The sequence below is a fragment of the Pseudomonas sp. yb_2 genome (assembly GCF_043103905.1).
In the GTDB taxonomy this organism is placed as follows: Bacteria; Pseudomonadota; Gammaproteobacteria; order Pseudomonadales; family Pseudomonadaceae; genus Aquipseudomonas; species Aquipseudomonas alloputida.
On record NZ_JBICKH010000059.1, the window covers coordinates 137732 to 150200 of the forward strand.

A 12469-nucleotide genomic window follows, 5' to 3' on the forward strand; every position below is an offset into this window, starting at 1 on the left:
TCGCTTCAAGCTCGAAACCTGCCGCTCTGGAAGCCTTTCAGGCTTCCTGCATGAACTGCTGCCGATACTGGTTCGGCGACAACTCGGTATGCTGGCGGAACAGCCGCGCAAAGAAACTGGCATCGTCATAGCCCACCTCGTAACTGATGGTCTTGATGCTCTTGCGCGTGCTCGACAACAACCCCTTGGCTGTCTCGATGCGTAACCGTTGCAGGTAATGCAACGGCTTGTCACCTGTTGCGCCCTGGAAGCGGCGCATGAAGTTGCGGATGCTCATGCCGTGGTTGCGGGCCACATCCTCGAAGCGGAACTTGTCGGCGAAGTGCTCCTCCAGCCAGTGCTGGATCTGCAGGATGATCAGGTCCTGGTGCAGCTTCTGCCCGCCAAAGCCCATGCGCCCCGGGGTGTAGTTGCGTTGCACTTCGTAAAGGATATCGCGGGACACCGCACGGGCGACGTTGGCACCGCAGAAGCGTTCGATCAGGTAGATGTACAGGTCGCAGGCTGAAGTTGCACCGCCGGCGCAGTAGATATTGTCGGCATCGGTCAGGTGCTTGTCCTGGTTCAGGCGGATCTGCGGGAAGCGTTCGGCAAAGCTGTTGAAGAAGCGCCAGTAGGTGGTCGCTTCCTTGCCATCGAGCAGGCCGGATTCGGCCAGCCAGAACACACCACTGGCCTCGGCGCACAGCACCGCGCCACGCGCGTGCTGTTCACGCAGCCACGGCAGCACCTGTGGGTAACGCTGCAGCAAGTTGTCGAAATCATCCCAGTAGGCCGGGAGGATGATCACATCGGCGTCGTCCAGGCCGCCGTCAACCGGTAACTGCACATTGCTGAAGCTGTCCACGGGCTGGCTGTCGGGGCTCACCAGGCGGATGTCGAACATGGGCTGCAAGCCCAGGCCCAGCTGCTTGCTATAGCGCAGGCTGGCGAGGTGGAAGAAGTCCTTGGCCTGCATCAAGGTCGAAGCGAACACCTTGTCAATGGCCAGGATGCTGACGCGCCGCAGCGACGCTGAGGGTTGGGTAAACATCATTGTCATTGTTCTTATAGGGTAGAGTGGTCAATCACCGGCTGGATCGTCTTATTTTTTGGCGATTGTGTCTACCCCATGTAACAGCGGCGCGAAGCGGGGCGCAGTGTTTGGCTCAAGGCGCCGGGTTGGGCTGCTCCTGATGAATGGCTTCGATCGCTGTCAGCAGATCGGCGCTCAGGTTCAGTTCAAGGCTGGCCAGGTTGCTGTCCAGCTGCTGCAGGCTGGTGGCACCTATGATGTTGCTGGTCACGAACGGCTGTCGGGTGACGAACGCCAGGGCCATTTGTGCCGGGTCCAGGCCGTGCTCGCGGGCCAGCTGCACGTAGCGGCTGCAGGCCGCCACGGTCTGTGGGTTGGAGTAACGGGCAAAGCGGCTGAACAGGGTCAGGCGTGCATTGTCCGGCCGTGCGCCGTTCTCGTACTTGCCCGAGAGCATGCCGAAGGCAAGCGGCGAATAGGCCAGCAGGCCACACTGCTCACGTATGGCCACTTCTGCCAGGCCCACCTCGAAGCTGCGGTTGAGCAGGTTGTACGGATTCTGGATCGATACCGCCCGCGGCCAGCCACGGCTCTCGGCCAGTTGCAGGAACTTCATGGTGCCCCACGGCGTTTCGTTGGACAGGCCGATGTGGCGGATCTTGCCCGCACGCACCTGCTCGTCGAGCACCTGGAGGGTTTCTTCCAGTGGGGTGAAGTGATCCTGCGGCAGGTGCTGGTAGCCCAGCTTGCCGAAGAAGTTGGTGCTGCGCTCTGGCCAGTGCAACTGGTACAGGTCGATGCGGTCGGTTTGCAGGCGCTTGAGGCTTTCGTCCAGCGCCGCAACGATGTGCTGACGGTTGTGCTTGAGCTGCCCGTCGCGGATATGGCTGATGCCGTTGCCCGGGCCTGCCACCTTGCTGGCCAGGATCCACGCGTCGCGGTCGCCATGGTCACGGAACCAGTTGCCGATGATGCGCTCGGTGGCCGCGTAGGTCTCCGGGCGGGGAGGGACCGGGTACATCTCGGCGGTGTCGATGAAGTTGACCCCGGCAGCCTTGGCCCGGGCAATCTGTTCGTAGGCCTCGGCCTGGATGTTCTGCTCGCCCCAGGTCATGGTGCCCAGGCACAGGGCGCTGACGTTGAGGTCGGTACGGCCGAGCTGGCGGTATTCCATCGGTTATTCACTCCTTGGCGATAGAAGCCAATCAAAGCAGGTTGAAATTTTTCGCGCAATCTGGATAATTCAGCCCCTCTCCGCGTGGCGGAAGTGATGCACCATCACGCAGGAAGAACCCCGTCGAACATTGGCGTGCCCGACCCGAGCCCCCAAAAGCGTCTGTGTTCGGCTGCGCGCTTGCCCTTGGCAAGCTGTGCACTATCCAGTAAGATTCGCCGTCTATTTTTCGCTGGGCGGCCTCTGAGGCTTTAGAGAATGAAAACTTTTACTGCTAAACCGGAAACAGTAAAGCGCGAGTGGTTCGTAGTCGACGCCGCTGGCCAGACCCTGGGTCGTCTGGCTACCGAAATCGCTACCCGTCTGCGTGGCAAACACAAACCAGAATACACCCCTCACGTTGACACCGGCGACTACATCGTCGTTATCAACGCCGAGCAGGTTCGTGTGACTGGTGCCAAGTCTTCCGACAAAATGTACTACTCCCACTCCGGTTTCCCAGGCGGTATCAAGGAAATCAACTTCGAGAAGTTGATCGCCAAGGCCCCTGAGCGTGTTATCGAAACTGCGGTCAAAGGCATGCTGCCTAAGAACCCGCTGGGTCGCGACATGTACCGCAAGCTGAAAGTGTACGCGGGTGCTGCTCACCCACACACTGCTCAGCAGCCTCAAGAACTGAAGATCTAACGGGATAGTTCATTATGTCGGCGACTCAAAATTACGGCACTGGCCGTCGCAAGACCGCAACCGCTCGCGTATTCCTGCGTCCGGGTACTGGTAACATTTCCATCAACAACCGTTCTCTGGACGTGTTCTTCGGTCGCGAAACCGCTCGCATGGTTGTTCGCCAGCCGCTCGAGCTGACTGAATCCGTTGAGAAATTCGACATCTACGTCACCGTTTCCGGTGGTGGTGTCAGCGGTCAGGCCGGTGCGATCCGTCACGGTATCACCCGCGCTCTGATGGAATACGACGAAACCCTGCGTGGCGCTCTGCGTCGTGCTGGCTACGTCACCCGCGACGCTCGTGAAGTTGAGCGTAAGAAAGTGGGTCTGCGTAAAGCGCGTAAGCGTCCTCAGTACTCCAAGCGTTAATACCGCTTCGGCAGTCGAAAAAAGCCCGGTTCCTTGGAACCGGGCTTTTTTTTTAGCCTTGAACTAACCTGTCAGCAGTCAGTGGCCGCTTGTCGCATAGACGTAGATCAAGCAAAGCGTGGGTTGTCGCCCTTGCCGGGGTAATCACCTTGTCAGTGTGTGGATTTGTTTCTTACCATGACGGCCAATTTTTAGTGCCATTGACACAACCTAAGTACAGGCCAGGTCCAACTGGCCAAGCAAGCTGATGGGAGAGGACTGAATGAGCAATGACGGCGTCAACGCAGGCCGGCGCCGCTTCCTCGTAGCCGCGACATCCGTGGTCGGGGCGGCGGGGGCAGTGGGGGCTGCGGTACCGTTCGTGGGGTCATGGTTTCCCAGTGCCAAGGCGAAAGCCGCGGGTGCACCGGTGAAGGTCAACATCGCCAAGGTCGAGGCAGGGCAGCAGATGGTGGCCGAGTGGCGTGGCCAGCCCGTATTCATCGTGCGGCGAACGGAGGAAATCCTTGGCAATCTGAAAAAAATCACGGGTGACCTGTCCGACCCCGAGTCCAAGGCCTCGGTACAGCCAGCGTACGTCGACCCTGAGGTTCGCTCGATCAAGCCGGAAATTCTCATTCTCGTCGGCCTGTGCACGCACCTGGGCTGCTCGCCCACCTTCCGGCCAGAAGTGGCGCCCGCCGACCTTGGGCCGAAATGGGTAGGTGGTTACTTCTGCCCGTGCCACGGCTCTCACTATGACCTGGCTGGTCGTGTCTACAAGTCCCAGCCGGCGCCTCTCAACCTGCCCGTGCCACCGCACTCTTATGAGTCTGACGAGATCATCGTCATTGGCGTCGACCAGGAGAACGCATGATGAGCAAGTTCATGGACTGGATTGATGCTCGCTTCCCCGCCACCAAGATGTGGGAAGACCACCTCAGCAAGTATTACGCACCCAAGAACTTCAACTTCCTGTACTTCTTCGGCTCCCTGGCATTGCTGGTGCTGGTCAACCAGATCGTGACCGGCGTGTGGCTGACCATGAGCTTCACGCCCTCGGCGGAAGAGGCGTTCGCCTCGGTCGAGTACATCATGCGTGACGTGGAATACGGCTGGATCCTGCGCTACCTGCACTCCACGGGGGCGTCAGCGTTCTTCATCGTGGTCTACCTGCACATGTTCCGCGGCCTACTCTATGGCTCCTACCAGAAGCCACGCGAGCTGGTCTGGCTGTTCGGCATGCTGATCTATCTGGCGCTGATGGCTGAAGCGTTCATGGGCTACCTGCTGCCATGGGGGCAGATGTCGTACTGGGGCGCCCAGGTGATCATCTCGCTGTTCGGTGCCATCCCGGTGATCGGTGATGACCTTACCCAGTGGATTCGTGGTGACTACCTGATCTCGGGCATCACCCTGAACCGCTTCTTCGCCCTGCATGTGGTTGCCCTGCCAATCGTGATTCTCGGCCTGGTGGTATTGCACATCCTCGCCTTGCACGAAGTGGGTTCGAACAACCCTGATGGCGTCGACATCAAGAAGAAAAAGGACGAAAACGGTATTCCGCTGGATGGTATTCCGTTCCACCCGTACTACACCGTCAAAGACATTGTCGGCGTGGTGGTGTTCCTGTTCGTGTTCTGCGCCGTGGTGTTCTTCTTCCCTGAAATGGGCGGTTATTTCCTGGAGAAACCTAACTTCGAGCAGGCCAACGCCTTCAAGACTCCAGAGCACATCGCGCCGGTGTGGTACTTCACACCGTTCTACGCAATCCTGCGTGCGGTGCCTGACAAACTGATGGGCGTCATTGCCATGGGGGCGGCCATCGCCGTGCTGTTCGTACTGCCTTGGCTCGACCGCAGTCCGGTGCGTTCCATGCGTTACAAGGGCTGGATCAGCAAGGTCTTCCTGCTGGTGTTCTGCGTGTCCTTCGTCATCCTCGGCGTGCTGGGCGTACTGGCACCGACACCTGGGCGTACTTTGCTGTCGCAGGTATGCACGGTGTTGTACTTCGCCTACTTCCTGCTGATGCCGTTCTATACAAGGCTCGAGAAGACCAAACCGGTTCCGGAAAGGGTGACTGGCTGATGAAAAAGTTGATTGCAGTATTTTTGCTGGCAGTGATGCCCGCCTTTTCCTTCGCTGCCGAACATGGCCTGGAGCTGGACAAGGTCGATATCGACCTGACTGACAAGGCCGCCATGCAGGACGGCGCGCGTACCTTCGCCAACTATTGCATGGGTTGCCACAGTGCCAAGTTCCAGCGCTACGAGCGGGTGGCTGACGACCTGGGTATCCCGCATGAACTGATGCTCGAGAAGCTGGTGTTCACAGGTGCCAAGATCGGTGACCACATGCAGATCGGCATGAAGCCCAGCGACGCCAAGACCTGGTTCGGTGCTGCGCCGCCCGACCTGACACTGGTCGCCCGCGTGCGCGGTACCGATTGGCTTTACACCTACCTGCGCAGTTTCTATGAGGACCCATCCCGCCCTTATGGGGTGAACAACAAGGTATTCCCGAACGTCGGCATGCCTAACGTGCTGGTGGGTCTGCAAGGTAACCAGGTGGTGGGTTGCAAGCAGGTGCAGACGGTGGTCGATGGCAAGAAGCAATTCGACCCGTTGACCGGCAGCCCGTTGACCCATGAAGCTTGCGATCAGCTGACCATTACGCCGAATTCCGGTACCCTGACGGCCGAGCAGTTCGACGAGAAGGTCAAGAACCTTGTGACCTTCCTGGCCTATTCGGCCAACCCAGTCAAACTGGAAAGCCAGCGCATCGGCACCTATGTGTTGCTGTATCTGGCTTTCTTCTTCGTATTCGCCTACTTGCTCAAGCGTGAATACTGGAAGGACGTGCACTGATCACGCAGTAGTTTCTGGTTGTTGAACGCGCCCGGGGTGGCCTAGCAGTATTGCCAGGCCACCCCGGGCGCGTTTTCATTTAAAGTTGCACAAGCATCCGTGCGAGGAGCCGCTACATGGGCGCAACCAACAGGTTAGCCTGCTATTCCGATCCCGCTGATCACTATTCTCATCGGGTGCGCCTGGTTCTGGCCGAGAAGGGCGTCAGTGTGCAGTTGATCGATGTCGATCCCGCCCGCCTGCCGCCGAAGCTGGCCGAGGTCAACCCCTATGGCAGCGTGCCGACCTTGGTCGACCGTGACCTGGCGTTGTATGAATCGACCGTGGTGATGGAATACCTCGAGGAGCGTTACCCGCACCCGCCGCTGATGCCGGTATACCCGGTGGCGCGTGGCAACAGCCGTCTGCTGATGCACCGCATCCAGCGCGACTGGTGTGCCTTGGCCGATACCGTGCTTGACCCGCGTAGCAGTGAAGCTGCCCGAACCGAAGCGCGCAAGGCCTTGCGCGAAAGCCTGACCGGGGTCTCGCCGTTGTTCAGCGAGTTCGCCTGCTTCATGAGTGATGAGCAAAGCCTGGTCGATTGCTGTCTATTGCCCATACTCTGGCGTTTGCCGGTGTTGGGTATCGAATTGCCGCGGCAAGCCAAGCCGCTGCTGGATTACATGGAGCGCCAGTTCGCCCGCGAGCCTTTTCAGGCGAGCCTGTCCTCCGTAGAACGTGAAATGCGCAAGCTTTAAGGAGCCGTTGATGAACTCCAGTCGCCCCTATCTGGTTCGAGCACTGTACGAGTGGATCGTCGACAACGATTGCACGCCCCATATGCTGGTCAATGCCGAATTCCCGAAAGTTCAGGTGCCGGATGGTTTCGCCAGTGATGGCCAGATCGTCTTGAATATCTCGCCAAGTGCCGTGCGTAGCCTGCACATGGACAATGATGCAGTCAGCTTCGAGGGCCGCTTCAGTGGCGTGGCTCACTCGCTGTTCGTGCCGGTTGGTGCAATCCTGGGTATCTACGCCCGCGAAAATGGCCAAGGTATGGTCTTCGAGCTGGAGCCGTCTTTGATGGATGGCGACGAGCTGGAAGACGATGATGTGCAGCCGGATGACGATGGCCCGCCAGACGATGGAGGGCAGCCGCCGCGTCCGACTGGCCGGCCAAGCCTGAAAGTGGTCAAGTAACAAAAAAGGCGATCCGGATGGATCGCCTTTTTGTTTGGCCTGTCCAGGCAATCACTGAGTCAATCGATGTACTCGAACAGCTTGACGATCTTCTGCACGCCCGACACGCCCTGCACCACGGCAGTGGCCGAGTTGGCTTCTTGACGGGTGACCAGGCCCAGCAGATAGACGATGCCGTTTTCGGTAATCACCTTGATGCGCGAGCTGGGCACGGCGCTGTCGGTCAGCATCTGGGTCTTGATCTTGGTGGTCAGCCAGGCGTCATTGTTGCGCGCCAGAATGGAGGAGGGCTGCATCACTTGCAGCTCGTTGTGCACTTTCTTGACCCGCTGGACCTGGCTGGCGGTTTGCTCCGCGAGGCTCTTGAGGTCGGCGCGTGGGGTCTGCCCGGCCAGCAGGACGATACCGTTGTAGCTGCTGACAACGATGTGCGAGCCCTTGTCCAGGTCTGGGTTGGCTTTGGAAATGTTCACGGCGGCCTTGGTCTCGATCAGCGAGTCGTCGATCTTGCTGCCGATGGTGCGCGTGCCGCGATCGTCCTCGATCGGCGAATTGCGGGTAGAGGTGAGTACCGAGCTGCAACCGGTGACGCTCAGGCACAGGGTCAGGGCCATCAGGCCGAGGCGCATAGGGGTCATTCTTCACTCCCGAACAGTTGGCTGTCGATCAGATCGCACAGGCAGTGGATCGCCAGCAGGTGGACTTCCTGGATACGCGCGGTAACTGTCGAAGGCACGCGGATTTCCACGTCCTCGGGCAGCAGCAGCGAAGCCATGCCGCCGCCGTCGCGACCCGTCAATGCTACGACAATCATTTCACGGTCATGTGCGGCCTGGATGGCCTGGATCACGTTGGCCGAATTGCCGCTGGTGGAGATCGCCAGCAGAACGTCACCGGGCTGGCCCAGGGCGCGGATCTGCTTGGAAAAGACTTCGTTGTAGCTGTAGTCGTTGGCGATCGAGGTCAGGGTCGAGCTGTCGGTGGTCAGCGCGATAGCTGGCAGGCTGGGGCGCTCGCGCTCGAAGCGGTTGAGCAGCTCCGATGAAAAGTGCTGGGCATCGCCGGCCGAGCCGCCGTTTCCGCAGGCGAGCATCTTGCCCTCGTTGAGCAACGCATTGACCATGACCAGGCTGGCCTGCTCGATGTGCGGTGCCAGGATGTCCATTGCCTGTTGCTTGGTTTCGATGCTGGCCTCGAACAGCCGGCGAATTCGGGATTGCATGTCCATCTGGTGACCTTAAATGGGGCGGTGGCCTTTGCTACGCGCAACAACGACCAGCCCGCGATACATAGAGCAAAAAAAACGAAGTGGGTTCAGCATTCGAAGGCGTTTTTCAGCCATTGAAGCGGTCTGCCTGCATGGTGGCTACCCTGCAGGGCGACCACGTCGAAGCGGCAGGGGTAGTTGCCCCAGTGGGCCTCCTTCTGCAGGAACAGGGTGGCGGCAAGCACCAACCGTTTCTGCTTGCGCCCGTCGATACTGTCGAGAGCGCCTCCGAAGCCCGCGTGCAACCGGTAGCGGACTTCGACGAATACTACTGTATCGGCGTCGAGCATGACCAGATCAAGCTCACCGCCTTTGCATCGCCAGTTGCGTGCCAGCAACTGCAGCCCTTGCCCCTGAAGGTACTCAAGGGCTTGGGTTTCTGCCGCTTGCCCGGCACGGGTAGGCGATGCTGCGGCCATCAACGCACGGTGTCAGGCAGGCGCTTGACCTGGCCGCCGCTAAACTCGGCCCAAGGCAGCTGGCGTTCGACGCGCTGGTTGGCATTGATGCTCAGGCTGCCCGAAAGGCCAAGGACGCGGTTGTCCGGTAGCGCTTTCAGTTGGCCCAGGCGCGGCGCCAGGCTGTAGGCATCGACGCCCATGGCATACAGGCGGCCGAGGCTGCCGGCGGCTTGCGGCCACTGCTGTACAACCTGTTGACGCAGGCTGTTGCTGGTGTCGAGCAGCCACGGTGTTTCGCAGAAGCGGATGCCGTTCATGTCATTGTACTGGTTGATGTCACCGCTGGCGCTGTACAGGTTCGAGGTGGCATAGACCGGCACGTCACCGGCGTACTGGAAGTTCAGGGTCGGCTTGATCTGTTGCGCCTGTTGTGGGGTCGAGGCGAGGAAGATGAAGTCGATGTCCTGGCGGCGCGACGGTTGTGCAGCGATGCTGCCGCCCACCGTGCTTTGCAGGCTCTTGGCGCGGCCTTCGCTCTGGCGCAGCTGGAACAGGTCGGCAATTTGCTGGGCCAGGGCGACCGGCTGGGCGATGCGCTCGGCGGCGAGCAGGGTTCCGCCATTGCCTTCCCAGTCCTGGCGGAAGGCGGCCAGGACACGGTCACCCCATTCGCCGCTCGGCACCAGGGCAACGGCGCGGACCATGCCATCGGCGCGGGCGCGGCGGGCCACTTCGCGGGCTTCGTCCTCGGCAGCCAGGCCGAACTGGAACAGTTGTGGCGGCGCCTTCTGGCCAGCGTCGGCGTAGTTCAGGGCCAGTGTGGTGATCGGCAGCTGTGGTTTGGCGGCCAGTTGTTTGACCAATGGCTTTTCAAGCGGGCCGATGACCAGTTGCACGCCGGCGGCTTGCGCCTGGCGATAGAAGTCGTCCAGCGAGCCGATGCGTGAGCTGTCGAACACCTGTACCGCAGGCGCTGGCTGGCCGCTTTGCTGGGCCTGGAAGTGGGCGGCCATGAAGCCATCGCGCAGGGCGCGGGCTACACCGGCCAGCGGGCCTTCCTGAGGCAGCAGCAGGGCGATCTTGGTCAGCGGCTGGCTGGCCAGCTCCTTGAGCTTGGTCAGGGCCAGCGGCAGTTGCTGGGCGGCAGGGTGGTCCGGGTGCTGTTTGACCCAGGCTTCGATGGCCGCTTGCTGCTGCTCCAGGGTGCCGGCGCTTTTCACGGCGAAGGCCAGGCTGGTCCAGCCAGCCAGGGTCTGATCGTTGGTTGGCTGCTGCAGTTGCTCTGCAGGCAGCGAGGCGACCAAGGCCCAGATGGCGTCATTGTTGGTGCTGGCGGCCTGGCCGCCAAGCAGCGGGGCCAGCAGGATGCGCTGCTGTGCGGCAGCCAGGGCCTGGCCATCGGCTTCGAGCGCGGCGGCGTGCACACTGTAGGTACGCGCTTGCAGGTCTGCCGGCAGTTCGGCGAGGCGCTGCAGGCTGGGGTGGGCCAGGGCGGTCAGCGCTGCCTTGGGCTGGTTGCGGCTCATGGCCAGCTCGGCCGCGAGGGTGCTGGCGAACACTTGCTGGGCCGGCTTGAGCGTGTCCAGCGGGACCTGCTCGAGAATGCGTGCGGCGCGTGGGAAGTCCTTCTGCTTGTAGGCCAGGTCGGCCGCGCTCAGGCGCAGCAGCGCGGCGTCTTCCGCAGACTTGCTGGAAGCTGCCTTTTCGAGCAGTTGCTCGATGCTGGCGTCCGGGGTGCGTGGTAGTTCGCCCAGGCTGGATGAGGGCGAGCTGGCGCAGGCTGCCAGCAGGGCGGCGAGGCAGAGGGCTGTGAGCAGCCGCAGGCAAGCGATCATGTAAAGGTCCTGTTACTCGATCAAGTTGGCCGGCAATTGTACCCAAGCACTGGCCGGGGCGCGATGTTGCTGTGTCGATCCTTCACTATAGGTGGCGTGTTCCTGATCGCCGGCGAAGTTCTTTGCGCCCTGTTGCAGGCGCTCGGGCTACAATGGCGCCTTTGATCCGAATGACAGGTGTGCGCAGTGACTGATGTGGCAGGGGCTTCGAAATCCACGGTGGGGACGCTGTATGTGGTGGCAACCCCCATCGGCAACCTCGACGACATGAGCGCCCGGGCGCTGAAGGTGCTGGCGGACGTGGCGCTGATCGCCGCCGAAGACACCCGTCATTCGATCCGCCTGCTGCAACACTTTGGCATCGATACGCCGTTGGCCGCTTGTCATGAGCACAACGAGCGTGACGAGGGCGGGCGTTTTCTCTCCAAACTGCTGGCGGGTGAAAATGTGGCGCTGGTCTCCGATGCCGGCACGCCTCTGATTTCCGACCCGGGCTATCACCTGGTGCGTCAGGCGCGTGCTGCGGGGGTGAGCGTGGTGCCGGTGCCGGGCGCCTGTGCCTTGATCGCCGCGCTTTCGGCGGCAGGCCTGCCGTCGGATCGCTTCATCTTCGAAGGCTTCCTGCCGGCCAAGCAGGCAGGGCGCCGGGCGCGCCTGGAGCAGGTGAGGGAAGAGCCGCGCACGTTGATCTTCTACGAAGCCCCGCATCGCATCCTGGAGTGCCTTGAAGACATGGAGGCGGTATTTGGTGGCGATCGTCCGGCGTTGCTGGCGCGTGAACTGACCAAGACCTTCGAGACCCTGAAGGGCTTGCCGCTGGCCGAGTTGCGCGCCTTCGTAGCCGGCGACAGCAATCAGCAGCGTGGTGAATGCGTGGTGCTGGTCGGCGGCTGGAGTGCGCCGGAGGGCGAGCAGGCCATCAGTGCCGAAGCGCAGCGCGTGCTCGATCTGCTATTGGCTGAGTTGCCACTGAAGCGGGCGGCGGCGCTTGCAGCGGAAATTACCGGGGTGCGCAAGAACCTGTTGTATCAACTGGCCCTTGAAAAGCAGAAAGCCGAATAGTGGCAGTTTGATATAAATGCCGTTAGCGCTTGTTCTTGCGCCCGCGTGTCGGTAACCTTGGCGGCGGAGAGTCGATCGGACAGTCGCTGCCTGTTTTTGTTCCGCAACTTTTGTTGTGTGAGCAGCAGGGGGAGGAAAGTCCGGGCTCCATAGGGCAGAGTGCCAGGTAACGCCTGGGAGGCGTGAGCCTACGGAAAGTGCCACAGAAAATAACCGCCTAAGCACTTCGGTGCCGGTAAGGGTGAAAAGGTGCGGTAAGAGCGCACCGCACGGCTGGCAACAGTTCGTGGCTAGGTAAACCCCACTCGGAGCAAGACCAAATAGGGTTCCATCAGGCGTGGCCCGCGTCGGAACCGGGTAGGTTGCTAGAGGCGTCCAGTGATGGCCGTCGTAGAGGAATGACTGTCCTCGACAAAACCCGGCTTACAGATCGACTCTCCACCTTTCTTTCCCTGCTTGAATCGATAGCAGATCCTCTCTGGTAATACCGAAAAAATCTTACTCTTAATAAATTACTTTAACTTCGAACTCCATTCGCTTGCGTGGGTTTGATTTTTCTCGTGTTTTTTTCTCTCTGGCAGTCCTTCCGCATT

At 60.7% G+C, this 12469-nt stretch carries 14 protein-coding genes and 1 other RNA gene; 9 read left to right on the plus strand and 6 right to left on the minus strand.

Annotation, left to right across the window (positions count from 1 at the left end; all coding sequences use genetic code 11):
• Positions 1-37 precede the first annotated feature (37 nt).
• Both ACF8FB_RS14630 and ACF8FB_RS14635 read right to left on the minus strand, forming a co-directional pair.
• On the minus strand, positions 38-958 hold the full coding sequence (locus ACF8FB_RS14630; protein ID WP_010952436.1) for a GlxA family transcriptional regulator: 921 nt from the start codon (positions 956-958) through the stop codon (positions 38-40).
• Between the two features lie 190 nt (positions 959-1148).
• Positions 1149-2189 (minus strand): NADP(H)-dependent aldo-keto reductase, encoded by a 1041-nt coding sequence (locus ACF8FB_RS14635; RefSeq protein ID WP_104962519.1) that lies wholly within the window; start codon positions 2187-2189, stop codon positions 1149-1151.
• A gap of 258 nt (positions 2190-2447) precedes the next feature.
• Between ACF8FB_RS14635 and rplM the strand changes: the two genes are divergently transcribed.
• The 7 genes from rplM to ACF8FB_RS14670 all read left to right on the plus strand — a co-directional run bounded on the left by rplM (position 2448) and on the right by ACF8FB_RS14670 (position 7311).
• A complete protein-coding gene (gene rplM, locus ACF8FB_RS14640) occupies positions 2448-2876 on the plus strand; it encodes a 50S ribosomal protein L13 (RefSeq protein WP_003251819.1) in 429 nt (142 codons plus the stop codon).
• A gap of 14 nt (positions 2877-2890) precedes the next feature.
• Positions 2891-3283: a 30S ribosomal protein S9 gene (gene rpsI / locus ACF8FB_RS14645; protein ID WP_003251821.1), complete on the plus strand. Its 393-nt coding sequence runs from the start codon at positions 2891-2893 to the stop codon at positions 3281-3283.
• Positions 3284-3545: 262 nt separating this feature from the next.
• Complete coding sequence (gene petA, locus ACF8FB_RS14650; RefSeq protein ID WP_003251823.1) at positions 3546-4139, plus strand: ubiquinol-cytochrome c reductase iron-sulfur subunit; 594 nt, start codon at positions 3546-3548, stop codon at positions 4137-4139.
• On the plus strand, positions 4139-5350 hold the full coding sequence (locus ACF8FB_RS14655; protein WP_010952438.1) for a cytochrome bc complex cytochrome b subunit: 1212 nt from the start codon (positions 4139-4141) through the stop codon (positions 5348-5350). The genes petA and ACF8FB_RS14655 overlap by 1 nt, the downstream gene beginning before the upstream one ends.
• Positions 5350-6129: a cytochrome c1 gene (locus tag ACF8FB_RS14660; protein WP_010952439.1), complete on the plus strand. Its 780-nt coding sequence runs from the start codon at positions 5350-5352 to the stop codon at positions 6127-6129. Before ACF8FB_RS14655 ends, ACF8FB_RS14660 begins: the two co-directional genes overlap by 1 nt.
• A 116-nt stretch (positions 6130-6245) precedes the next feature.
• Complete coding sequence (locus ACF8FB_RS14665) at positions 6246-6869, plus strand: glutathione S-transferase N-terminal domain-containing protein (protein ID WP_014592290.1); 624 nt, start codon at positions 6246-6248, stop codon at positions 6867-6869.
• A gap of 10 nt (positions 6870-6879) precedes the next feature.
• Complete coding sequence (locus ACF8FB_RS14670; RefSeq protein ID WP_104962518.1) at positions 6880-7311, plus strand: ClpXP protease specificity-enhancing factor; 432 nt, start codon at positions 6880-6882, stop codon at positions 7309-7311.
• A gap of 59 nt (positions 7312-7370) precedes the next feature.
• Here the strand turns inward: ACF8FB_RS14670 and ACF8FB_RS14675 are convergent, their stop codons facing one another.
• The 4 genes from ACF8FB_RS14675 to ACF8FB_RS14690 all read right to left on the minus strand — a co-directional run bounded on the left by ACF8FB_RS14675 (position 7371) and on the right by ACF8FB_RS14690 (position 10814).
• Positions 7371-7949 (minus strand): BON domain-containing protein, encoded by a 579-nt coding sequence (locus ACF8FB_RS14675; RefSeq protein WP_019439045.1) that lies wholly within the window; start codon positions 7947-7949, stop codon positions 7371-7373.
• A complete protein-coding gene (locus ACF8FB_RS14680; RefSeq protein WP_012053657.1) occupies positions 7946-8539 on the minus strand; it encodes a phosphoheptose isomerase in 594 nt (197 codons plus the stop codon). The genes ACF8FB_RS14675 and ACF8FB_RS14680 overlap by 4 nt, the downstream gene beginning before the upstream one ends.
• Positions 8540-8625: 86 nt before the next feature.
• A complete protein-coding gene (locus ACF8FB_RS14685; protein WP_020190054.1) occupies positions 8626-8997 on the minus strand; it encodes a YraN family protein in 372 nt (123 codons plus the stop codon).
• Entirely contained in the window at positions 8997-10814 is a 1818-nt protein-coding gene (locus tag ACF8FB_RS14690; RefSeq protein WP_010952444.1) for a penicillin-binding protein activator, read from the minus strand. The genes ACF8FB_RS14685 and ACF8FB_RS14690 overlap by 1 nt, the downstream gene beginning before the upstream one ends.
• A gap of 186 nt (positions 10815-11000) precedes the next feature.
• On the opposite strand from ACF8FB_RS14690, the gene rsmI reads away from it, so the two are divergent.
• Positions 11001-11876 carry a 16S rRNA (cytidine(1402)-2'-O)-methyltransferase gene (gene rsmI / locus ACF8FB_RS14695; protein ID WP_014592287.1) on the plus strand — a complete coding sequence of 292 codons (876 nt, stop codon included), beginning with the start codon at positions 11001-11003 and terminating at the stop codon, positions 11874-11876.
• A 67-nt stretch (positions 11877-11943) separates the two neighbouring features.
• An RNA gene (rnpB, locus tag ACF8FB_RS14700) (RNase P RNA component class A) lies at positions 11944-12318 on the plus strand.
• Positions 12319-12469: the final 151 nt, after the last annotated feature.

Coding starts and splice junctions, on each gene's coding strand:
- ACF8FB_RS14630 (WP_010952436.1), bottom strand. CDS start 958: ATGCAGGCCAAGGACTTCTTCCACCTCGCCAGCCTGCGCTATAGCAAG.
- ACF8FB_RS14635 (WP_104962519.1), bottom strand. CDS start 2,189: ATGGAATACCGCCAGCTCGGCCGTACCGACCTCAACGTCAGCGCCCTG.
- rplM (WP_003251819.1), top strand. CDS start 2,448: ATGAAAACTTTTACTGCTAAACCGGAAACAGTAAAGCGCGAGTGGTTC.
- rpsI (WP_003251821.1), top strand. CDS start 2,891: ATGTCGGCGACTCAAAATTACGGCACTGGCCGTCGCAAGACCGCAACC.
- petA (WP_003251823.1), top strand. CDS start 3,546: ATGAGCAATGACGGCGTCAACGCAGGCCGGCGCCGCTTCCTCGTAGCC.
- ACF8FB_RS14655 (WP_010952438.1), top strand. CDS start 4,139: ATGAGCAAGTTCATGGACTGGATTGATGCTCGCTTCCCCGCCACCAAG.
- ACF8FB_RS14660 (WP_010952439.1), top strand. CDS start 5,350: ATGAAAAAGTTGATTGCAGTATTTTTGCTGGCAGTGATGCCCGCCTTT.
- ACF8FB_RS14665 (WP_014592290.1), top strand. CDS start 6,246: ATGGGCGCAACCAACAGGTTAGCCTGCTATTCCGATCCCGCTGATCAC.
- ACF8FB_RS14670 (WP_104962518.1), top strand. CDS start 6,880: ATGAACTCCAGTCGCCCCTATCTGGTTCGAGCACTGTACGAGTGGATC.
- ACF8FB_RS14675 (WP_019439045.1), bottom strand. CDS start 7,949: ATGACCCCTATGCGCCTCGGCCTGATGGCCCTGACCCTGTGCCTGAGC.
- ACF8FB_RS14680 (WP_012053657.1), bottom strand. CDS start 8,539: ATGGACATGCAATCCCGAATTCGCCGGCTGTTCGAGGCCAGCATCGAA.
- ACF8FB_RS14685 (WP_020190054.1), bottom strand. CDS start 8,997: ATGGCCGCAGCATCGCCTACCCGTGCCGGGCAAGCGGCAGAAACCCAA.
- ACF8FB_RS14690 (WP_010952444.1), bottom strand. CDS start 10,814: ATGATCGCTTGCCTGCGGCTGCTCACAGCCCTCTGCCTCGCCGCCCTG.